This is a genomic window from Streptomyces sp. MUSC 14, assembly GCF_001866675.1.
Taxonomy (GTDB): Bacteria; Actinomycetota; Actinomycetes; order Streptomycetales; family Streptomycetaceae; genus Streptomyces.
Window position 1 is genome coordinate 132,246 of record NZ_MLYN01000009.1, and the last position, 20,555, is coordinate 152,800.

Below are 20,555 nucleotides of genomic sequence, written 5' to 3' on the forward strand. Positions count from 1 at the left end.
GGTGCAGTACATGAGCGATGGCGCCGTGCTGCACGTGAAGGGGCGGGTCCTCGTCGGGCCCGAGGACGTCCGCGACGAGCTGTGGGTGGTCGGGGGCAGGATCTGCTACGACCGCCCCGTCGGGGCCCGGGACGTCACCACCGTCGAGGGCTGGGTGCTGCCCGGCCTCGTCGACGCGCACTGCCACGTCGGCCTCGACGCGCACGGCCCGGTCGACGCGGACACCGCGGAGAAGCAGGCGCGCACCGACCGGGAGGCGGGCGCCCTGCTGCTGCGCGACGCCGGCTCGCCCTCCGACACCCGCTGGATCGACGACCGCGCCGACCTGCCGAAGATCGTCCGGGCCGGCCGGCACATCGCCCGCACCCGCCGCTACATCCGCAACTACGCGTGGGAGATCGAGCCCGAGGACCTGGCCGCCTACGTCGCCCAGGAGGCGAGGCGCGGCGACGGCTGGGTCAAGCTCGTCGGCGACTGGATCGACCGCGACCTCGGCGACCTGTCCGCCTGCTGGCCGCGCGCGGCCGTCGAGGCGGGCATCGCCGAAGCCCACCGCCTGGGCGCCCGCGTCACCGCGCACTGCTTCGCCACGGACTCCCTGCGCGACCTGGTCGAGGCGGGCATCGACTGCGTCGAGCACGCCACGGGCCTCACCGACGACCTGATCCCGCTCTTCGCCGAGCGGGGCGTCGCGATCGTCCCCACCCTCGTCAACATCGCCACCTTCCCGCAGCTCGCGGCCGGTGGCGAGAGCAAGTTCCCGCGGTGGTCCGCGCACATGCGCCGGCTGCACGAGCGCCGCTACGACACCGTGCGCGGCGCCTACGACGCCGGGATCCCGGTCTACGTCGGCACGGACGCCGGCGGCTCGCTGGCCCACGGACTGGTGGGCGCCGAGGTCGCCGAACTGGTCACCGCCGGCATCCCGCCCGTGGCCGCCCTGTCCGCCACGACCTGGGGCGCCCGCGCCTGGCTCGGCCGGCCCGGACTGGAGGAGGGCGCACCGGCCGACCTGGTGGTGTACGAGGGCGACCCGCGCGCCGACGTACGGGTGCTGAGGGCGCCGCGCCGGGTGGTGCTGAACGGGAAGGTTGTGGAGTAGGAGAGGCGCGGGAGAACGCATGTGCTTCACGATTCGAAGAGGCGTGCGGAAACGGCCCGATTGAGTGAAGTAACCGGGGAACGCTGACCGTTCACCCGTACTGCGGACAAGGTTGACGGGTCCCAAGCACGTTCTTCCGGGGAGTCCCACCACCGTGAACACCTTGACCAGAGCGAACTTCCGCATGCCCGCCCGTCGTCTCGCCGCCGCGGCGACGGTCACGGCCCTCGCCGCGGCACCCGCGGTCCTGGGCGCGGGCGCCGCGCACGCGACCGATGACCACGGTCGCGCCTCCGCCGTCGTCCTGCGCAGCGGGCTCGACGTGTCCCTGCTCGACAAGACCGTCGACGTCCCGCTCACCCTCTCCCTCAACGAGGTCCGGGCGCCGCAGAGCGCCGACAGGACCGCGCTGTCCGCCCGGCTCGACGGCGTGGACGGCGGCAGGCCGTTCACCGTCCTCGGCGCGGACGTCGCCTCGGCGAAGGCCACGGTGACCGCACGGCGCGCCGAGGGCTCGGTCCGGCTCGCCCACGCCCGGCTGCACGTCCCCGGGCTGCCCCTGCTGTCCCTGATCGAGGCCGACACGGTCACCGCGCAGGCGGTCTGCGAGGCCGGCCGGACGCCTGTCGCCTCCGCGAACGTCCTCGGCGGCGTCACGGTCCTCGGCAAGCGCGTCACCCTCACCGCCGGCGGCCCGACCGAGGTGAAGGTGCCCGGCATCGGCGAGGTCCGCCTCGACCTGTCCCAGCGGCGCACCACGACCCGCACGGCCGCCGCCACCGCCCTCCAACTCAAGGTGTCCGTCAACCCCTTGAAGCTCAACGTGGCCGACGTCGAGGGCACGGTCACGCTCGCCCAGGCGACCTGCGAGTCCCCGACGGCCGCGTCCTCGGGCGACCCGGTGCCGAGCCACGACCCGGCCGCGGGCACGACGTCGAAGGACGCGCCCGGCAACGCCGCCCCCGCGTCCGACGTGAAGCCCCAGGGCGGCGCGTCGAAGAGCAACCTCGCCGAGACCGGCGGCAGTTCGGCGACTCCCTATCTCGCGGGCGGCGCGCTGGCGCTGGTCCTGGCGGGCGGGGGAGCGGTGGTACTGGCCCGGCGCCGCAGGGGCTGACGCGGGGCGGACGCTGCGCTGACGGAGGGCTGATGCCCTCGTGCCGCTCCCGTTCCCGGCTGTCCCACCGGGAACGGGAGCGGCGCCCCGGTCACGGGAGGGCGGCGGACAGGGCCGAGAGGAAACCGTTGACCGTCGTCCGGTCGCGCACGGCCACCCGGACCCACTCCTCGCCGAGCCCCGGAAACGTGTCACCCCGGCGCACGGCGTACCCGGCCTCGCGCAACCGTCGTCGTACCTGAGCCGCCCCCGCCATCCGGACCAGCACGAACGGCCCCTGCGCGGGGCCGGCCACCGAGACACCCCGGTCGGCGAGAGCCGTCAGCCCCGCCACCAGGTGGGCCCGGTCGGCGGCGATCCGATGCGCCGCGTGCCCCGCCTCCGCCAGCGCTCGCGACGCCACACACGCCTCGGCGGCGGCCAGCGCCGGTGTGGACACCGGCCACAGCGGCTGGGCCTGCTCCAGCGAGGCGACGACCTCTGGCGCGGCCAGGACGTACCCGATCCGCAGCCCGGCCAGCCCCCAGGTCTTGGTCAGGCTGCGCAGGACGACCAGCCCGGGTACGTCCGTGCGCCCGGCCAGCGCCTCCCGCTCGCCCGGCACCGCGTCCATGAACGCCTCGTCCACCACCAACGTCCGTCCGGGCCGGGCGAGCCGGGCGATCCCGTCCGCCGGATGCAGGACCGACGTGGGGTTGGTCGGATTCCCGATCACCACCAGATCGGCGTCCTCCGGCACCGCCGCCGGATCCAGCCGGAACCCGTCCGCCTCCCGCAGCAGCACCCGGTCCACGCTGTGCCCGGCGTCCCGCAGTGCGGCCTCCGGCTCCGTGAACTGCGGGTGTACGACGACCGGTCGGCGTACCTTCAGCGCCCGGGCCAGCAGCACGAACGCCTCCGCCGCTCCGGCCGTCAGCAGCACCCGCTCCACCGGCAGCCCGTGCCGCGCCGCCACCGCCGCCCGCGCGGCCCGCCCGTCAGGGTAGGCCGCGAGCGAGCCCAGCGACGCGGCGATCCGCTCCCGCAGCCAGGGCGGGGGAGTGTCCGCGCGCACGTTGACGGCGAGGTCGACCAGCGCCGAGCCGTCGTCCCGCACCTCGGCGTCGCCGTGATGCCGCAGATCGTGCCCGGTGTCCCCGGTCCGCCCGGTGTCCTCAGTGCGCATGGCTGTGCGTGTGCCCCCCGTGATGGTGATGCCCGTGGCCGTGGTCGTGCCCGTCGTCGTCCGGGTGGAAGTGCGGCTGCTGCGGCAGCCCCACCTTGTCCTCGAAACCTGGCAGCGCGATCCGGTACACGCACGAGTCGCAGTTCATCCGCAGGTCGCCCTTGACCGCCTCCGCGTACCGCTCCATCACCAGGTCCAGCAGCTCCGGCTCGGGCCCGATGACATCGGCGGACCGCACCTCGACCTCCGGGTGCGCGGCCGCCCAGCCCTCGGTCTGCTGCCGCACCCGGTCCGGCAGGATCCCGGTGAACAGGAAGTAGGGCAGGACGACGATCCGCTTCGCCCCCAGCCGCACGCACCGGTCCAGCCCGCTCGGCACGTCCGGCGCCGCCAGCGACACGAACGCCGTCTCCACCCCGGCGTACCCCCGGCCCTCCCACAGCAGCCGCGCCGCCTTGTGCACCTCGGCGTTGGCGTCCGGATCCGTCGACCCGCGCCCGACCAGCAGCACGGTCACATCGGCCCGGTCCCCGGGCGTACGGGCGCCGGCCCCGAGGGCCTCGTCCAGCCGCCGCTCCAGCACGCCCAGCAGCGACGGATGCGGGCCCAGCGGACGGCCGTAGGTGTACGAGATCCCCGGGTGCCGTTCCTTCTCGCGGGCCAGCGCCGCCGGGATGTCGCCCTTGGCGTGCCCGGCGGACACCAGCATCAGCGGCACCGCCGCGAACCGGCGTACGCCCCGCTCGACCAGCTCGGTGACGGCGTCGCCGAGCGGTGGCGGGGACAGCTCGATGAAGCCGCCCGCGACGGGCAGTTCGGGGTGGCGGCGGCCCAGCTCCCGCACGAAGTCGCGGAACGCCTCGGCTCCGGCCTCGTCCCGGGTGCCGTGGCCGGCGATGAGCAGGGCGGGCGGCGGGGTGGTCACGGGGTCTCCTCGGGTGAAGTGGGGTGGTACAACAGGGCGTTGAGCGCGGCGGCGGCGACCGCCGACCCGCCCTTCTCGGACACGTTGCTCACGGCGGGCAGCCCGCTCTCGCGCAGCGCGGCCTTGGACTCGACCGCGCCGACGAAGCCGACCGGCAGCCCGATGACGAGCGCCGGGGCGGCGTCCAGGGTGAGCAGCTCCTCCAGCGCGGTGGGGGCGTTGCCGATCACCCACAGCGCGCCGGGCCCGACCTGCTCGTACGCCAGCCGGATCGCACGGGCGGAGCGGGTGAGCCCCGCACCGGCCTCGGCGTCCCTGAGCCGGCACACGGTCTCGCGGCGGGTGATCCCGGCGCCGACCATCTCCACGTCCACGACGACGGGCGCCCCGGCGTGCAGCGCGGCATGCGCCCTGACCAGCTCGTCCTCGTCGGTCACGAGGTCGGTGGCGTACTCCAGGTCGGCGGCTGAGTGGATGACCCGCTCCACCACCGCCCGGGTCAGCGGCGGGAAGTGCGAGGTGTCCAGGCGGGCGCGCAGCCGCCGGTAGGACTCCTGCTCGATGGGATGGACGATCCGGTTCACTCGGCTTCCTCCTGCTCGCCGGGGTGCGCCGCCTGCCAGCGGTAGCCGCGCGGGGTCACCATGCGGCCCGCGACGATCCGGGTCGCGGTGTTGCCGACCGTCACGACCGTCATCATGTCGACCGTCGCCGGGTCGAGCGCGCCGAGGGTGCTCACCCGGCTCGACTCGTCCGGCCGGGACGCGTTGCGGACGACACCGACCGGCGTCGTCGGCTCCCGGTGCCCGGCGAGGATCGCGAGCGCCTTGGTCAGCTGCCAGTCGCGGCCCCGCGAGCGCGGGTTGTAGAAGGTGACGACGAGGTCCGCCCCGGCCGCCGCCCGCACCCGCCGCTCGATGACCTCCCACGGCGTGTGCAGGTCGGACAGGCTGATCGACACATGGTCGTGGCCCAGCGGCGCGCCCAGGATCGCCCCGGCGGCCAGCGCGGCCGTCACGCCGGGCACCCCGACCACGTCGATGTCGTCGGACGCCTCGGCCAGCGCCGGGGACGCCATCGCGTACACACCGGCGTCCCCGCTGCCGATCAGCGCCACCGCCTGCCCCGTGCGGGCCTCCGCGACCGCCGTACGGGCCCGCTCCTCCTCGGCGCCGAGCCCGGACTCCAGCACCCGGGTGCCCGGCCGCAGCAGATCGCGGATCTGGTCGACGTACTGGTCGAGCCCCACCAGCACCGAAGCGCGCCGGAGTTCGGCCGTGGCGCGCGGGGTCAGCAGGTCCCGGGCGCCCGGTCCGAGCCCGACCACCGCGAGCCGCCCGCGCCCCGGCCGCCGTGCGACGGCACAGGTGGCCATCGCGGGCTGGGCCGCCGACTTCCTTTTGGACACGAGGAGTTCACCGCCCCGGACCAGCGCCGCGGCCTCCGCCACGGACGGTGTGCCGACGGCGGCGAGCGGTGCGTCGGACGGGTTGGGCACCTCGACGCCCGCCAGCTCCTCGGCCGGGTACGTCACCAGGGGCACTCCCAGCCGCTCGGCGGCCGCGACGATCCCCGGCTCCGCCGACTTGGCGTCCACGGTGGCCAGTTCGGCGACCGACCTCACCGAGAGCCCCGCCTCCGCGAGCGCCTCCTCGACCAGCCCGAGCACCTCCTCGGCCGGCGCCCCCTTGGACGCGCCGACGCCGACCACCAGGGACGGCGGCCGCAGCAGCACCTCGCGCTCGCCGGGCGCGACGGCCCGGTCGGTCAGCCGGACGGTGTACGCCCCGCGCGCGGAGGTGGGCAGGGGCGGCAGCGGCCAGGCGACCTCGGCCTCCAGCGCGACCGGTTCGCCGTCCAGCAGCGCCCGCGAGACCACGGCCACCGACCCCTCGTACGGCAGCCCGAGCGTGTCCAGCCCCGGCAGCCCGACGGAGTCCGTCGCGGTCGTCACCACGGGCTCAGCGCCCAGCAACTCGCCCACCTCGCGGGCGAGTTCGTTGGCGCCGCCGCCGTGCCCGCCGACGAGCGAGACCGCGTACCGGCCGCCCTCGTCCACGCACACCACGCCCGGGTCGGCGGTCTTGTCGCCGAGCAGCGGCGCGAGCAGCCGCACGGTCGCGCCCGTCGCGAGGAAGCACACCAGCTGCTCGCACTGCGCGAACGCCGCCCGCACCGCCTCCCCGACGGGACCCTCGTACACGCGCGTCCGCTCCGGCCACGCCGCGGCCAGCCGGTCCCGCGCCGCCGCCCCCGCCGCGGTGGCGGAAATGAGGCCGATCACTCGTCAACTCCCTTACTGAATACCTGGGTTCGCATGCCCCAGAGCAGAAACACAGGATTGGTCGCCGCCAGCCGGGACACCTCGCCCGGCAGCGGCGCCAGGCGCGACGCCTGCAACAGCACCCCGTCGCAGGCGAACCCGGCGGCCGTGAGCGCCGTGCGCGCCGCCGGTACCCGGTCGAGCGCGGCCATGGCGACGACGACCGTCCGCCGCGCCCGCCGCGCACAGGCGCCGACGATGTCCGGCAGCTCCCGGCCGCCACCGCCGACGAACACCGCGTCGGGATCGTCGAGCCCGGCCAGCGCCTCCGGTGCCGCGCCGTGCACCACGGCCACGTCGACACCGTGGGCGCGGGCGTTGGCCCGGACGCGCGCCACACCGTCCGCCGCCTTCTCGACGGCGACGACGGCCGCACCGAGCCGCGCGCACTCCACCGCCACCGAGCCCGACCCGGCGCCCACGTCCCACACCAGGTCGCCGAGCCGGGGCCCGAGCCGAGCCAGGGCCAGCGCACGCACCTCGAACTTGGTGATCATCGAGTCCCGGTGCGCGAACGCGTCCTCGTCCAGCGCCCACCCGCCGGGCCGCTCCGGCACCCCGGCGACCGTGCGCACCGCGCCGAGCGCCCGTGTCTCGTCCAGGCACAGCACCACGCTGACGTCCGTGCCCCAGTCCCGGGCGGCGGCCTCGGCGGGCGTGACCCGTTCGACGCGCTCGTCCACGGAGCCGAGGGCGCGGGCGACGACCAGGACCCGCCCGCCGGACGGGTGCGCCGTCTCCGCTTCGGGGGAGTCGTGCGCGGGCGCGGCCACCGGCCCGGCCGGCGCGCTCCCCGGCGCCCGCGGGCCGTGCCGCAGCAGCGCCGCCCCCAGTTCCGCCGGACCCGCGCCCGGACCCGTCAGCAGCGCCACCTTCGGCCGCGCCCGGCAGACGTTGACGGCCGTCCGCAGATCCCGGCCGTGCGCGCTGACCACGACCGCGTCGTCCCAGGGCAGCCCGATCCGCGCGAACGCCGTCGCCACCGAGGAGACACCCGGCCGTACGTCCAGCCGCCCGGCCCCGAACCGCTCGGCCAGCGCCCGCACGATCCCGAAGAACCCCGGATCCCCGGAGGCCAGCACGAGCACGGGCAGCTCCTTGCCGACGTACTCCGCGATGGTGTCCAGGGCGGGCGCCAGTGGCCCGAGGACGACGCGCTCTGCGCCGCCGGGCAGCCGTACGGCGTCCAGGTGCCGACGCCCGCCGACGACGAGCGCGGCTCCGGCGAGGATCTCTTCCGGCAGCGGCGCCCCTGCCCCGGTCCCCGTCCCGACGACCGTGATCAACTCTTCGCCCGCTGCTCGCGCAGGGCCCGCCGGGCCTCCGGGTCGGCCTTGCGGAACCCGTGGAAGTGCCCGGGGTGGTACAGGTGCGAGCGCGTGCCGTGGGCGTCGAGCGCCGGGCCGACCAGGAAGAGCGTGTGCTTCCAGAGCCTGTGCTCCTTGACCGTCTCCTCCAGCGTGCCGATCGTGCACTTCACGACCAGCTCCTCCGGCCAGGTCGCCTGGTAGGCGATGACCACCGGGGTGTCGGTGGGGTAGCCGCCCTCCAGCAGCTCGCGCACCAGCTGGCCGCTGCGGGCGGCCGAGAGGAAGATCGCCATCGTCGTGCCGTGCCGGGCGAACTCCCGGACCTCCTCGCCGGGCGGCATCGGCGTCTTGCCGCCGCCCAGCCGGGTCAGGACGACGGACTGCGCGACCTCGGGGATCGTCAGCTCGCGCTGCGCGAGGGCGGCCACGGCCGAGAAGGAGGAGACACCGGGGACGACCTCGGTGGCGATCCCGATCTCCGCGCACCGGTCGAGCTGCTCCTGCGTGCCGCCCCACAGCGCCGGGTCGCCGGAGTGGATCCGGGCCACCCTCAGGCCCTCGGCGTGGGCGCGCGCGTAGACGGCGACGACGTCCTCCAGGGACATGGCCGCCGAGTCCAGGATCTCCGCCTCCGCGCGCGCGTGTTCGAGGACCTCCGCCTGGACCAGGCTCGCCGCCCAGATCACCACGTCCGCGTCCGCGATCGCGCGCGCGGCGCGGAACGTCAGCAGGTCGGCGGCGCCGGGGCCGGCACCGACGAACGTCACCTTGCCGGCGGTGGCATCGATGAGGGCATCGGCCATGAGAAAGATCCTCTCGTACGGAAAACACACAGCAGAAGCAGTGAAATGTCAGGGTGTGCGGATATATGGGAGGTGCCGGATGTGCGCGAAGGCGCCTCCATCGGATAGCAAGTCCCTATGGCGGTCTTCGTCGCGCTCGGCGCGTTCCTGATGACGCTGGCCGGCGGCTGGACGGCTCAGCGCGTGACCGACCGTCGGCACCTGGTCCTGGGCCTGGCCGGCGGTCTGATGCTGGGCGTGGTCGGCCTGGACCTGCTGCCGGAGGCGCTGCACGCCGCCGACCGCGAGATCTTCGGCGTACCCGCCGCCCTGCTGCTCTTCGTGGCCGGTTTCCTGCTGGCCCATCTGGTGGAACGCACCCTGGCCGCGCGCCAGGCCGCCCACGGCGGCGACGAGGGTCACCAGCACCGGGCGCCCGAGGTGGGCCTGGCGGCGGCCGGCGCGATGGTGGGGCACAGCGCCATGGACGGCGTGGCGATCGGCGCGGCCTTCCAGGTGGGCGGCGGCATGGGCGCGGCCGTCGCACTCGCGGTGATCGCGCACGACTTCGCCGACGGCTTCAACACCTTCACCCTCACGAGCCTGTACGGCAACGCCCGCCGCCGGGCCGTGGCGATGCTGGTGGCCGACGCCTGCGCACCGCTGGTGGGCGCGCTGTCGACGGCCTTCGTCCACATCCCCGAACCGGTGCTCGGCGGCTATCTGGGCCTCTTCGGCGGCGTCCTGCTCTACCTCGCCGCCGCCGAGATCCTCCCCGAGGCCCACCACGAACACCCGGCGCGCTCCACCCTCCTGTGCACGGTGGCCGGCGCGGCCTTCATCTGGCTGGTGGTCGGCATCTCCGCCGGCTGACCCGCCCCCCGTCTCTGCGGACCGACCGAACGGACGGAGGCCGGCCGACGCGGTCACAGTTTGCCGCCCCGGCCGTCGTCGCGGCGTGGTGGTGCGATCAGTGTGGAGAGGTACGGCAGCGGCTCCCCGTCCAGTTCGGCGGCCGGCCGCACCGACTCCTCCGGCAGCCCGAGCGCCGAACCCCACACCGCGTCCTCGATCCGCCCGGTCTCCGTGAGGGCCTCGGCGACCTCGGCGGCCTGCCGGCCGAACTTGTACGCCACGACCGTCCCCGGCCCGGCCAGCGCGTCCTTGAGCACGGCGGACCCGGCCGTGACCGGCACGAGGGTCAGCGGCTCGGTGCCCTCGGTCAGCACGGCTCCCGAGCGCGCCGCGAGATCCTGCATCGCGGTGATCCCGGGCACGGTCTCCACGACCACGTCCGGCACCAGCTCCACGATGGTCTGCGCGAGATACGTGAACGTCGAGTACACGTTGGGATCGCCGATGGTGGCGAAGGCGACGCAGCCGTGTGCCCGCAGCAACTCGGCCACCCGCTCGCCCGCCGCGTCCCAGGCCGCCTCCCGGCGCGCGCGGTCGCTCCGCTCGTTCAGCGCGAACACCACCCGGACGACCTTCTCGGCGGGCACGTAGTGCAACACGGTCGCCTCGGCTCGCCCCGGCTCGCCCCCGTCCTTTCCGTCAGGCGCAGCCATGACGGGTACGACGACGGCATCGGCCGCACGCAGCGCGTTGACCCCCTTGACCGTCACCAGCTCCGGGTCACCGGGACCGACCCCGACTCCGATCAGCCTGCTGCTCATGACGTCCGGCACCTCTCCACGAACCGATGGGCCACACCGGGCTCGGCCGCCCAGTGCGTGTGCAGATAACTCGCGTGCACACCTCGCTGTACGAAACCCTCCACCCGCCGTACGGGCGTCCTGACCCCCCAGGCGGGAGCCGCACCGGCACCCGGCGCGACGACCGTGCGGTGGAACTCGTGCCCCCGCATCCGCGTCCCGGCGGCGGCCAGCACACTGTCGCCGACGGCCACGGCGTCCCGGTAGCCGAGGGTGAGCCGCTCCGACATCCGCGCGGTGGCATCGAGCACCCCGCACATCGGCCGGCCGTCCAACTCCCGGCAGAGGTACAGCAGTCCGGCGCACTCGGCCGCGACCGGGGCACCGCGCAGCGCCAGTTCCGCCACGGCTTTCCGCAGCGGCTCGTTGGCGGACAGCTCACCGGCGTACACCTCGGGAAACCCGCCGCCGATCACCAACCCGGCGGTGTCCTCGGGCAGTTGCTCGTCCCGCAGCGGATCGAAGGTGACGACCTCGGCGCCTGCGGCGGTGAGGAGCTCGGTGTGCTCGGCGTAGGAGAAGGTGAAGGCGGGACCGCCCGCGACGGCGACCACCGTACGCCTGCCTGTCGTGGTGAGGGGCGGGTCCCACGGAGCGCCTGGCAGGGTGCCCGCGCTGCGGGCCAGTCCGAGCAGGGCTTCGAGATCACACCCCTGCTCGACCTGAGAGGCCATCGCCGCCACCGCGTCCACGGCCCCGGCCCGCCGCTCGGCAACCGGCACCAACCCCAGGTGCCGCGACGGCGTGTCCACCTGAGGAACCCGCCGCAGCACACCCAGCACCGGCACCCCGGCCGCGTCCAACGCCTCCCGCAGCAGCTCCTCGTGCCGGTCGGACGCGACCTTGTTCAGGATCACCCCCCCGACCCGCACTTCTGGATCCCACGAGGCGAACCCGTGCACCAGCGCCGCCACCGACCGCGACTGCGACGACGCGTCGACCACCAGCACCACCGGCGCCCGCAGCAGCTTCGCGACATGGGCGGTGGAGGCCAGCTCGCCTTCCCCCGCAGCCCCGTCGTACAGCCCCATCACGCCCTCGACCACGGCCAGGTCGCAGCCCCGCGCCCCGTGCAGGAACAGCGGAGCGACCAGCTCCGGCCCGCACAGGTAGGCGTCCAGGTTCCGCCCGGCCCGGCCGGTCGCGAGCGCGTGGTACCCGGGGTCGATGTAGTCCGGTCCGACCTTGTGCGGGGACACGGCGAGCCCCCGCGCGGCGAACGCGGCCATCAGCCCCGTGGCCACGGTGGTCTTGCCGCTGCCCGACGAGGGCGCGGCGACGACCAGCCGTGGCACCGACGACCTCACCACTCGATGCCCTTCTGGCCCTTCTGCCCCACGTCCATGGGGTGCTTGACCTTCGACATGTCCGTGACGAGATCCGCGAAGTCCACCAGCTTCTCGGGTGCGTTCCGCCCGGTGATCACCACATGCTGGGTGCCCGGCCGGTTCCGCAGCACGTCCACGACCTCGTCGGTGTCCACCCAGCCCCAGTGCATGGGGTACGCGAACTCGTCCAGCACGTACAGCCGGTACGTCTCGGCCGCCAGGTCCCGCTTGACCTGCTCCCAGCCCTCGCGCGCCTTCTCCTCGTTGCTGAAGTTGTCCCCCTGGATGTCCCGCTGGACCCACGACCAGCCCTCGCCCATCTTGTGCCAGTCGACGGTGCCGCCCTCGCCGGAGGCGCCGAGCACGCGCAGCGCGTTCTCCTCACCGACCTTCCACTTCGCCGACTTGACGAACTGGAACACCCCGATCGGCCACCCCTGGTTCCAGGCGCGCAGCGCGAGCCCGAACGCGGCGGTGGACTTGCCCTTGCCGATGCCGGTGTGCACGACGACCAGCGGCCGGTTCCGTCGCTGACGCGTCGTCAGACCGTCGTCCGGCACGACACTCGGCTGTCCCTGCGGCATTACGCGGCCCTCCTCGACGTCCCCTGCACATCCCTGACCAGCCCGGCGATCGAGTCCGCCCGCAGCTCGTCCAGCGTGACCGCCGTACCGCCGAGCTCACCCGCGAGCTGCCCGGCCAGCCCGAGCCGGACCGGCCCCGACTCGCAGTCCACGACCACCGAGGCGACCTGTTCGGCCGCGAACAGCCGCGCCGCCCGCCCCGCCAGCGCCACCGGTTCAGGGCCGCCCGTCGCCCGCCCGTCGGTCACCACGACCACCAGCGCCCGGCGCGCCGGATCCCGCAGCCGCTCCACCCGCAGCACCTCGTGCGCCTTCAGCAGCCCGGCCGCCAGCGGCGTACGACCGCCCGTCGGCAGCGACTCCAGCCGCACGGCGGCCGCGTCGACCGACGAGGTCGGCGGCAGCGCCACGTCCGCCCCGGAGCCCCGGAAGGTCACCAGCCCCACCTTGTCCCGCCGCTGATACGCGTCCAGCAGCAGCGACAGCACGGCGCCCTTCACCGCGCCCATCCGCTGCCGCGCCGCCATCGAGCCCGAGGCGTCGACCACGAACAGCACGAGGTTGCCCTCGCGCCCCTCCCGCGTCGCCTGCCGCAGATCGTCCCGGCGGATCACCAGCCCCGGCCCGGACCGGCCGCGCGCCCGCTGGTACGGGGCCGCGGCCTGCACGGTGGCGGCCAGGTGCAGCTTGGTCAGCGCGCCCCGCGGCCGCCGGGACCCGGTGGTCCGCCCGTGCTCGGTCCGCGCCCGCGAGCGCCGCCCGGCGGCACCCTCGCCGATCCCGGGCACGCTCAGCACCTTGGTGCGGAACGGCTCCGCGGCCCGTACGGCCGACTGCTCCCGGGCCGACCCGGACGCCTGCGGTTCCCCGTCCTCGCCGGCCTCCGGGCGCGCGGACGCGTCCCCGCCCCCCTGCGGACCGGGGTCGGGCTGCGGCCGGCCACCGCCCCCACCGGGACCGTCGGGGTCCGGATCGTCCTCGGGGGACTCGCCGGAGAACTCCTCCAGCGTCTCGTCCAGCTTGTCCTCGTCCAGACCGGGCGCGTCGAAGGGGTTGCGGCGCCTGCGGTGGGGCAGCGCGAGCAGCGCCGCCTGCCGTACGTCCTCCGCCAGCACATCCGTCCGCCCGGCCCACGCGGCCAGCGCCGTCGCCGTACGCGCCATCACGATGTCGGCCCGCATGCCGTCCACCTCGAAGGCCGCGCAGGTCGCCGCGATCTGCCGCAGCGCACCGTCACCGAGACGCACCTGCGCCAGCAACTCCCGTGCGGCGACGATCCGTTGCCGTACGGCGGCCTCCTCGTCCGCCCACCGCGCGGCGAAGCCGGCCGGATCGTCGTCGTACGCCAGCCGGCGCCGTACGACCTCCACCCGCTGGTCGGGCTCGCGGGAGGCCGCGACCTCCACGGTCAGCCCGAACCGGTCCAGCAGCTGCGGGCGCAGCTCGCCCTCCTCCGGGTTCATCGTGCCGACGAGCAGGAACCGGGCCGCGTGCCGCACGGAGACGCCCTCGCGCTCCACGTACGAGGCGCCCATCGCCGCCGCGTCCAGCAGCAGGTCGACCAGGTGGTCGTGGAGGAGGTTGACCTCGTCGACGTACAGGATGCCCCGGTGCGCGTCGGCCAGCAGGCCCGGCTCGAACGCCTTCACGCCCTCCGCGAGCGCCCGCTCGATGTCGAGCGCGCCGACCAGCCGGTCCTCGGAGGCGCCGACGGGCAGCTCGACCATCCGCGCCGGCCGTGCCGTACCCGGTGCCGGCTCGTGCGGGCCGTCGGGGCAGCCCGGGTCCGGTGCCGCCGGGTCGCAGGAGAACCGGCAGCCGGCGACGACGGCCACCTCGGGCAGCAGCGCCGAAAGGGCGCGTACGGCCGTCGACTTGGCCGTGCCCTTCTCGCCGCGCACCAGTACACCGCCGACGGCGGGGCTGACCGCGTTCAGCAGCAGCGCGAGCCGCAGATCGTCCTGGCCGACAACGGCCGTAAAGGGGAAGGGGGTGCTCACTGGTCTCCCTCCAGGTCGCCTTCGAGCTCCAGGTAGGTGGCGCGCAGCCGCTCCAGGGTGTCCGCGTCCGGCTCGGCCCACAGGCCCCGGTCCGCGGCCTCCAGGAGCCGCTCGGTGATGCCCCGCAGCGCCCACGGATTGGACTTCTTCATGAAGTCCCGGTTCTCCGGGTCGAAGACGTACTCCGCGCTGAGCTTCTCGTACATCCAGTCGTCCACCACACCGGCCGTGGCGTCGTAGCCGAACAGGTAGTCCACGGTCGCCGCCATCTCGAAGGCGCCCTTGTAGCCGTGCCGGCGCATGGCCGCCATCCAGCGCGGGTTGACCACCCGGGCCCGGAAGACGCGGTGCGTCTCCTCGCCCAGCGTCCGCGTCCGCACCTGGTCCGGTACGGCCGAATCACCCACGTACGCCTCGGGGTTGGCGCCGGTCAGATGCCGGACCATGGCGACCATGCCACCGTGGTACTGGAAGTAGTCGTCCGCGTCGACCAGGTCGTGCTCGCGGGTGTCGACGTTCTTCGCCGCCACCGCGATCCGCTTGAACGCGGTCTCCATGTCGCCGCGCGCCGCCCGCCCGTCGAGCCCGCGCCCGTAGGCGTAGCCGCCCCAGACCGCGTACACCTCGGCGAGGTCCGCGTCGGAGCGCCAGTTGCGGGCGTCGATCAGCGGGAGCAGACCGGCGCCGTACGCGCCCGGCTTCGAACCGAAGACACGGGCCGTCGCGCGGCGCCGGTCGCCGTGCTCGGCGGTGTCCTCGTCGGCGTGCGCCTTCACGTAGTTGCTCTCGGCGGGCTCGTCCAGCTCCGCCACGGCCCGCACGGCGTCGTCGATCAGGCCGACGACGTGCGGGAACGCGTCCCGGAAGAAGCCGGAGATCCGGACCGTGACGTCGATGCGCGGCCGGCCCAGCTCCGCCGGGGGCACGATCTCGAAGCCCGTCACCCGGCGCGAGGCGTCGTCCCACACCGGGCGGCAGCCCAGCAGCGCCAGGATCTCGGCGATGTCGTCGCCCTGGGTGCGCATCGCGGAGGTACCCCAGACCGTCAGGCCGACGGACTTCGGGTACGCGCCCGTGTCCTGGAGGTACCGCTGCACCAGCGAGTCGGCGAGCGACTGCCCGACCTCCCAACTCAGCCTGGACGGAATGGCCTTGGGGTCGACCGAGTAGAAGTTACGGCCGGTCGGCAGGACGTTCACGAGGCCGCGGGTCGGCGAACCCGACGGGCCCGCCGGGACGTAACCGCCGTTCAGCGCCCGCAGGATGTGCCCGATCTCGTCCGTGGTGCGCGCCAGCCGGGGTACGACCTCGTCGCACGCGAACTCCAGCACCCGGACGGCGTCCGGGAGTTCGGTGCCGAGCACGCCCCGCAGCACGGCGGGCACGACCGCACGGTCCCACGCCCGCGCCTCCATCCCCTCCGCGATCCCCCGGCACAGCTGCTCCAGCAGGTCGATCGCGTCGGCGGCCGTCCGGGAGGGACCGGCGGCCAGGTCCGTCAGCTCCGCCGGCACCTTCACCGGCGCGCCGGGCTCGGCCAGCAGCTCCTTCTCGACCAGCCCGAAGTGAGCGGCCAGAGCGGCCCGGAGGCCCGGCAGGGCGTTCGCCTGCCCGCCCCACACCTGGGACGCCCGCAGCACGGCCAGTACCAGGTTCACGCGCGGCTCGCCGACCGGACCGCCGCCCAGGACGTGCAGACCGTCGCGGATCTGCACGTCCTTGATCTCGCACAGATAGCCGTCGATGTGCATGACGAACTCGTCGAAGGCGTCGTCGTCCGGCTGCTCGTCCACATGCAGGTCGTGGTGCAGCTCGGCCGCCTTGACCAGCGTCCAGATCTGCGCCCGCACGGCCGGGGCCTTGGTCGGGTCCAGGTCGGAGACGAGCGCGTACTCGTCGAGCAGCTGCTCCAGCTTGGCCAGGTCGCCGTAGGTGTCGGCGCGGGCCATCGGCGGCACCAGGTGGTCGACCACCGTGGCGTGCCCGCGCCGCTTGGCCTGGGTGCCCTCACCGGGGTCGTTGACGATGAACGGGTAGACGAGGGGGAGGTTCCCGAGGACGGCGTCCGGGGCACAGCCGCCGGAGAGCCCGAGCCCCTTGCCCGGCAGCCACTCCATCGTGCCGTGCTTGCCCATGTGCACGATCGCGTCCGCGCCGAAGCCCCCCTCCGACGGCGCGGCCTCCAGCCACCGGTACGCCGCCATGTAGTGGTGCGAGGGCGGCATGTCGGGGTCGTGGTAGATCGCGATCGGGTTCTCCCCGAAGCCGCGCGGCGGCTGGATCATGACGACGACGTTCCCGAACCGGAGGGACGCCAGCACGATGTCCTCGCCGTCGACGTACAGGCTGCCCGGCGGCTCGCCCCACGCCTCGGTCACGGCCCCCTTGAGGCCGGGGTCGAGCTTCTCGAACCACGCCCGGTAGTGCGCCAGCGGCACCCGCGCGGGCGCGGCGGCCAGCTGCTCCTCGGTCAGCCACTCCACGTCGTGACCGCCGGCCTCGATGAGCCGGTGGATCAACTCGTCGCCCTCGGAGGGGTATTCGGTGAGCCCGTACCCGGCGTCCCGGAACGCGTCCAGCACCCGCACCGCCGACGCGGGCGTGTCCAGACCGACCGCGTTGCCGACCCGCGAGTGCTTGGTCGGGTACGCCGTGAAGACCAGCGCGATCTTCTTCTCGGCGTTCGGCTTGTGCTTCAACCGGGCGTGCCGCAGGGCGATTCCGGCCACGCGCGCGGCCCGCTCGGGGTCGGCGACGTACACCGGGACCTCGTCCGGACCCTGCTCCTTGAAGGAGAAGGGCACGGTGATCAGCCGGCCGTCGAACTCCGGGATGGCGACCTGCATCGCCGCGTCCATGGGGGACAGGGCGGCGTCCGACTCGTCCCAGGCCTTCTTCGACGAGGTGAGGCAGAGCCCTTGCAGCACCGGGATGTCCAGGTCGGCGAGGGCGCCGATGTCCCAGGACTCCTCGTCGCCGCCCGCCGAGGCCTGCGACGCGTGCGTGCCGCCCGCCGCGAGTACGGTCGCGACCAGCGCGTCGGCCCTGCCCAGCAGCTCGTACAGCCCGGCGTCCGCGCCGCGCAGCGAACCGCAGTACACGGGGAGGGCGTTCGCGCCCTCCGCCTCGATCGCCTCGCACAGGGTGTCCACGAAGGCGGTGTTGCCGCTCAGCTCGTGCGCCCGGTAGAAGAGCACGCCCACGGTCGGGCGGCCGTCCCGTGCCGCGTACGAGCCGTGGGCGCCGTACTCCGGCATCTTCCGCGGCTCCTCGAAGCCCTCGCCGGTCAGCAGCACGGTGTCCGACAGGAACCGGGACAGCTCCAGCAGGTTCGCCGGGCCGCCCTCGACCAGGTACTTCAGCGCCTCCGCGACCACACCGGCCGGCACCGAGGACTCGGCCATCAGCTCCGCGTCCGGTACGCTCTCGCCGCCCAGCAGCACCGTCGGGATCCCGGCCGCCTTCAGCGCGGCGAGCCCGTCCTCCCAGGCCCGCTTGCCGCCGAGCAGCCGTACGACGGCGAGGTCCGCGCCGTCCAGCAGTCGCGGCAGCTCCTGCCGGACGTCCACCCGGGTCGGGTTGCCGATGCGGAAGTCCGCGCCGGAGGCCCGGGCCGCCAGCAGGTCCGTGTCGGCGGTGGACAACAACAACACTGTGCTCATGCGGGCGCTCCCGGTGGAATGAAAGGCAGTCCTTGCGGCGCGCCCGACTCGATGAGCCGCCACAGCGCGTCCGTGTCCGCGTGCTGTTCGATCAGGTCGCCGAGCCGGTCGAGCTGCTCCTCGCGCAGCGCGGCGAAGGAGGTGTCCGGCGCGGGCACGAAGCGGCGGCCCGCGGCGGCGGCCACCTCGCGCAGGAAGGCCCGCCGGAAGCCGTCCGACTCCAGCGAGCCGTGCCAGTGGGTGCCCCAGGTCTGCCCGGCCCGGCAGCCGTCCAGGAAGGCTTCCCCGCCGGTCACTTCGGCGACCCCGTGATGGATCTCGTACCCCTCGACCCGCTCGCCGAGTGCCTCCCCCTCCGGCCGGGCAAGGGTCTTCTCGGGGGCGAACCGCACCCTTAGGGGCAGCACCCCGAGGCCCTCGACCCGCCCCCGGCGGCTCTCGACCTCGTCCTCGATGTGCTCACCGAGGATCTGGAAGCCGCCGCAGATGCCGAGGACGGGCCGGTGTTCGGCGGCCCTGCGGCGCAGCGCGTCCGCGAGCCCCCGCTCGTGCAGCCACTCCAGGGCCCGGACCGTCCCGCGGGTGCCGGGGACGACGACGAGGTCGGCGTCGGCCAGCTCCTCCGGGCGGTCCACGAACCGCACCACGACGCCCGGTTCGGCGGTGAGCGCGTCCACGTCCGTGAAGTTGGACATCAGGGGAACGGCACAGACGGCGACCCGCAGTACGTCTTCCCCCAGGGGCTCGATGACGTTCGACTCCCGTACCGCACCCCGCAGCGAGACGCGGAGCCCGTCCTCCTCGTCGATGCCGAGGCCGTGTTGGAAGGGGAGCACGCCGTACGTCCGCCGGCCGGTCAGGCCGTGCAGCATGTCGAGCCCGGGCTCCAGAAGGCTCACGTCCCCCCGGAACTTGTTCACCAGGAACCCGGCGACCAGCTCCTGGTCCTCCGGCGAGAGCAGGGCGACGGTGCCGAAGAAGGAGGCGAAGACGCCCCCGCGGTCGATGTCGCCGACCACGAGCACGGGCAGGCGCGCGTTCCGCGCGATCCCCATGTTCACGATGTCGGTCCGGCGCAGATTGATCTCGGCCGGGCTGCCCGCCCCCTCACAGATCACCGCGTCATACGTGCCCCGCAACTCGGCCAGGCAGTCCAGCACCGTGCCGAGCAGCTTCTGCTGCCGCCCGCCGTGATAGCCGCGGGCGCTCAGCTCACCCACCGGCCTGCCCAGCAGCACGACCTGGCTGCTCTGTTCGCCGCCCGGTTTGAGCAGCACCGGGTTCATCAGCGCGGTCGGCTCGACCCGGCACGCCTGGGCCTGCATGGCCTGCGCCCGGCCGATCTCCGCGCCCTCGCGGGTCACGAAGGAGTTGAGCGACATGTTCTGCGCCTTGAACGGCGCGACCTTCACGCCCTGGCGCACCAGCCACCGGCAGATCCCGGCCGTCACGACGCTCTTGCCGGCGTCGGAGGTGGTGCCGGCGACGAGGAGTCCCCCGTTCACTTCCCACGTCCCTTCGGGCTCTTGACGCTGCTGACGACGAGCCGCGCGGCGACCGTGGTGCCGAGCGCGAGCAGGCCGACGCGGCGGGAGAGCCGCGCCGCCCGGTCGATGTCGGCGACCCGGACGGCCCGCCCGGTGTCCCCGCCCAGCACGGGCCGGTGCTCGACCCGTCCGCCGTAGGAGAGCGTCCCGCCCAGGCGGACGCCGAGCGCACCCGCGAACGAGGCCTCCACGGGCCCGGCGTTGGGGCTCGGGTGCTTGCGGGCGTCGGCCCGCCAGGCGCGCAGGGCGCCGCGCGGGTCGGGTCCGGCGACGGCGGCGAGTACGGCGGTCAGCCGGGCCCCCGGCCAGCCGGCCACGTCGTCGAGTCGGGCGGAGGCCCAGCCGTAGCGGCGGTGGCGCGGGGACGTGTGACCCACCATCGCGTCCAGGGTGTTGACGGCCCGGAAGCCGAGCAGTCCGGGCACCCCGGCCACGGCGCCCCACACCAGGGCGCCCACGACGGCGTCGGAGGTGTTCTCGGCGACGGACTCGACCACGGCCCGGGCGATCCCGTCGGCGTCCAGCGACTGGGGGTCCCGGCCGCACAGGTGGGGCAACCGGGCGCGGGCCGCCTCGATGTCACCGGCCTCCAGCGCCCGTCCGATGGTGCGGGCCTCGCGGCCCAGCGACGTACCGCCGACGACCGACCAGACGGCGGCGGCGGTCAGGGCGGCGGAGGCGGCGGGGGAGGGGCGTACGGCGCGTGCGGCGGCCGCGCCGAGTGCGACGGCGCCGCCCGCACACACGACGGTGTGCAGCGTGCCCCAGCCGCGGTGGTCGCGCCACAACACGCCTTCCACGGCAGCGGCCGCCCGCCCGAACGCGGCGACCGGATGCCCACGGCGCGGGTCGCCGAGGAGCAGGTCACCGAGAAGGCCGGCGGCGGCGCCGTACGCGTAGGAGCGATCGGCACCCATGGGCTCAGCCGGCCGTGGGTGCGGGAGCGGGCCTGGTACGGGTCCTTCGGCAGCCGGGCATGGCGATCGGTGTCCTCA

16 protein-coding genes are annotated in these 20,555 nt (G+C 74.5%); 3 read left to right on the forward strand and 13 right to left on the reverse strand.

Translation table 11 applies throughout. The features are described from left to right. The first annotated feature begins 10 nt into the window (after positions 1-10). Together BIV25_RS05165 and BIV25_RS05170 are read left to right on the forward strand one after the other, a co-directional pair. Positions 11-1,102, forward strand: coding sequence for an amidohydrolase family protein (locus tag BIV25_RS05165; RefSeq protein WP_071370929.1), 1,092 nt, complete (start codon positions 11-13; stop codon positions 1,100-1,102). 163 nt (positions 1,103-1,265) lie between these two features. Then, positions 1,266-2,219 (forward strand): SCO1860 family LAETG-anchored protein, encoded by a 954-nt coding sequence (locus BIV25_RS05170; protein WP_107485935.1) that lies wholly within the window; start codon positions 1,266-1,268, stop codon positions 2,217-2,219. Positions 2,220-2,310: 91 nt separating this feature from the next. Here the strand turns inward: BIV25_RS05170 and cobC are convergent, their stop codons facing one another. The 6 genes from cobC to cobM are packed head-to-tail and all read right to left on the reverse strand — an operon-like array spanning position 2,311 to position 8,745. After that, complete coding sequence (gene cobC, locus BIV25_RS05175) at positions 2,311-3,384, reverse strand: Rv2231c family pyridoxal phosphate-dependent protein CobC (RefSeq protein WP_079176425.1); 1,074 nt, start codon at positions 3,382-3,384, stop codon at positions 2,311-2,313. Then, positions 3,374-4,309, reverse strand: a complete 936-nt coding sequence (locus BIV25_RS05180; protein WP_071370931.1) for a sirohydrochlorin chelatase — start codon at positions 4,307-4,309, stop codon at positions 3,374-3,376. The genes cobC and BIV25_RS05180 overlap by 11 nt, the downstream gene beginning before the upstream one ends. Beyond that, on the reverse strand, positions 4,306-4,893 hold the full coding sequence (locus BIV25_RS05185) for a precorrin-8X methylmutase (RefSeq protein ID WP_071370932.1): 588 nt from the start codon (positions 4,891-4,893) through the stop codon (positions 4,306-4,308). The genes BIV25_RS05180 and BIV25_RS05185 overlap by 4 nt, the downstream gene beginning before the upstream one ends. Continuing rightward, a complete protein-coding gene (gene cobJ, locus BIV25_RS05190; protein ID WP_071370933.1) occupies positions 4,890-6,593 on the reverse strand; it encodes a precorrin-3B C(17)-methyltransferase in 1,704 nt (567 codons plus the stop codon). The genes BIV25_RS05185 and cobJ overlap by 4 nt, the downstream gene beginning before the upstream one ends. After that, positions 6,590-7,918 (reverse strand): bifunctional cobalt-precorrin-7 (C(5))-methyltransferase/cobalt-precorrin-6B (C(15))-methyltransferase, encoded by a 1,329-nt coding sequence (locus tag BIV25_RS05195; RefSeq protein WP_071370934.1) that lies wholly within the window; start codon positions 7,916-7,918, stop codon positions 6,590-6,592. Before BIV25_RS05195 ends, cobJ begins: the two co-directional genes overlap by 4 nt. Then, entirely contained in the window at positions 7,915-8,745 is an 831-nt protein-coding gene (gene cobM / locus BIV25_RS05200) for a precorrin-4 C(11)-methyltransferase (protein WP_071370935.1), read from the reverse strand. Before cobM ends, BIV25_RS05195 begins: the two co-directional genes overlap by 4 nt. Before the next feature lie 117 nt (positions 8,746-8,862). Between cobM and BIV25_RS05205 the strand changes: the two genes are divergently transcribed. Next, on the forward strand, positions 8,863-9,597 hold the full coding sequence (locus BIV25_RS05205) for a ZIP family metal transporter (RefSeq protein ID WP_071370936.1): 735 nt from the start codon (positions 8,863-8,865) through the stop codon (positions 9,595-9,597). A gap of 53 nt (positions 9,598-9,650) precedes the next feature. On the opposite strand, the gene cobI is transcribed toward BIV25_RS05205, so the two are convergent. From cobI to BIV25_RS05240, 7 genes are read right to left on the reverse strand one after another with little or no spacing between them, the layout of a single operon-like run. Then, on the reverse strand, positions 9,651-10,400 hold the full coding sequence (cobI, locus tag BIV25_RS05210; RefSeq protein WP_071370995.1) for a precorrin-2 C(20)-methyltransferase: 750 nt from the start codon (positions 10,398-10,400) through the stop codon (positions 9,651-9,653). After that, a complete protein-coding gene (locus BIV25_RS05215) occupies positions 10,397-11,746 on the reverse strand; it encodes a cobyrinate a,c-diamide synthase (RefSeq protein ID WP_071370996.1) in 1,350 nt (449 codons plus the stop codon). The genes cobI and BIV25_RS05215 overlap by 4 nt, the downstream gene beginning before the upstream one ends. After that, entirely contained in the window at positions 11,743-12,351 is a 609-nt protein-coding gene (gene cobO, locus BIV25_RS05220; protein ID WP_071370937.1) for a cob(I)yrinic acid a,c-diamide adenosyltransferase, read from the reverse strand. The genes BIV25_RS05215 and cobO overlap by 4 nt, the downstream gene beginning before the upstream one ends. After that, complete coding sequence (locus BIV25_RS05225) at positions 12,351-14,351, reverse strand: putative cobaltochelatase (protein WP_071370938.1); 2,001 nt, start codon at positions 14,349-14,351, stop codon at positions 12,351-12,353. Before BIV25_RS05225 ends, cobO begins: the two co-directional genes overlap by 1 nt. Then, positions 14,348-18,013, reverse strand: coding sequence for a cobaltochelatase subunit CobN (gene cobN / locus BIV25_RS05230; RefSeq protein WP_079176426.1), 3,666 nt, complete (start codon positions 18,011-18,013; stop codon positions 14,348-14,350). Before cobN ends, BIV25_RS05225 begins: the two co-directional genes overlap by 4 nt. Continuing rightward, the gene (locus BIV25_RS05235; protein WP_071370940.1) at positions 18,010-19,518 is read right to left on the reverse strand and encodes a cobyric acid synthase; all 1,509 of its coding nucleotides are present in this window, start codon (positions 19,516-19,518) and stop codon (positions 18,010-18,012) included. Before BIV25_RS05235 ends, cobN begins: the two co-directional genes overlap by 4 nt. Then, the gene (locus tag BIV25_RS05240) at positions 19,515-20,477 is read right to left on the reverse strand and encodes a cobalamin biosynthesis protein (RefSeq protein ID WP_071370941.1); all 963 of its coding nucleotides are present in this window, start codon (positions 20,475-20,477) and stop codon (positions 19,515-19,517) included. Before BIV25_RS05240 ends, BIV25_RS05235 begins: the two co-directional genes overlap by 4 nt. Between the last annotated feature and the right edge of the window lie 78 nt (positions 20,478-20,555).

What these genes read in the sequence shown, in the direction of transcription:
- BIV25_RS05165 (WP_071370929.1), top strand. Translation starts at nt 11, where the DNA reads ATGAGCGATGGCGCCGTGCTGCACGTGAAGGGGCGGGTCCTCGTCGGG.
- cobC (WP_079176425.1), bottom strand. Translation starts at nt 3,384, where the DNA reads ATGCGCACTGAGGACACCGGGCGGACCGGGGACACCGGGCACGATCTG.
- cobM (WP_071370935.1), bottom strand. Translation starts at nt 8,745, where the DNA reads ATGGCCGATGCCCTCATCGATGCCACCGCCGGCAAGGTGACGTTCGTC.
- BIV25_RS05205 (WP_071370936.1), top strand. Translation starts at nt 8,863, where the DNA reads ATGGCGGTCTTCGTCGCGCTCGGCGCGTTCCTGATGACGCTGGCCGGC.
- cobI (WP_071370995.1), bottom strand. Translation starts at nt 10,400, where the DNA reads ATGAGCAGCAGGCTGATCGGAGTCGGGGTCGGTCCCGGTGACCCGGAG.
- cobO (WP_071370937.1), bottom strand. Translation starts at nt 12,351, where the DNA reads ATGCCGCAGGGACAGCCGAGTGTCGTGCCGGACGACGGTCTGACGACG.
- cobN (WP_079176426.1), bottom strand. Translation starts at nt 18,013, where the DNA reads ATGAGCACAGTGTTGTTGTTGTCCACCGCCGACACGGACCTGCTGGCG.
- BIV25_RS05240 (WP_071370941.1), bottom strand. Translation starts at nt 20,477, where the DNA reads ATGGGTGCCGATCGCTCCTACGCGTACGGCGCCGCCGCCGGCCTTCTC.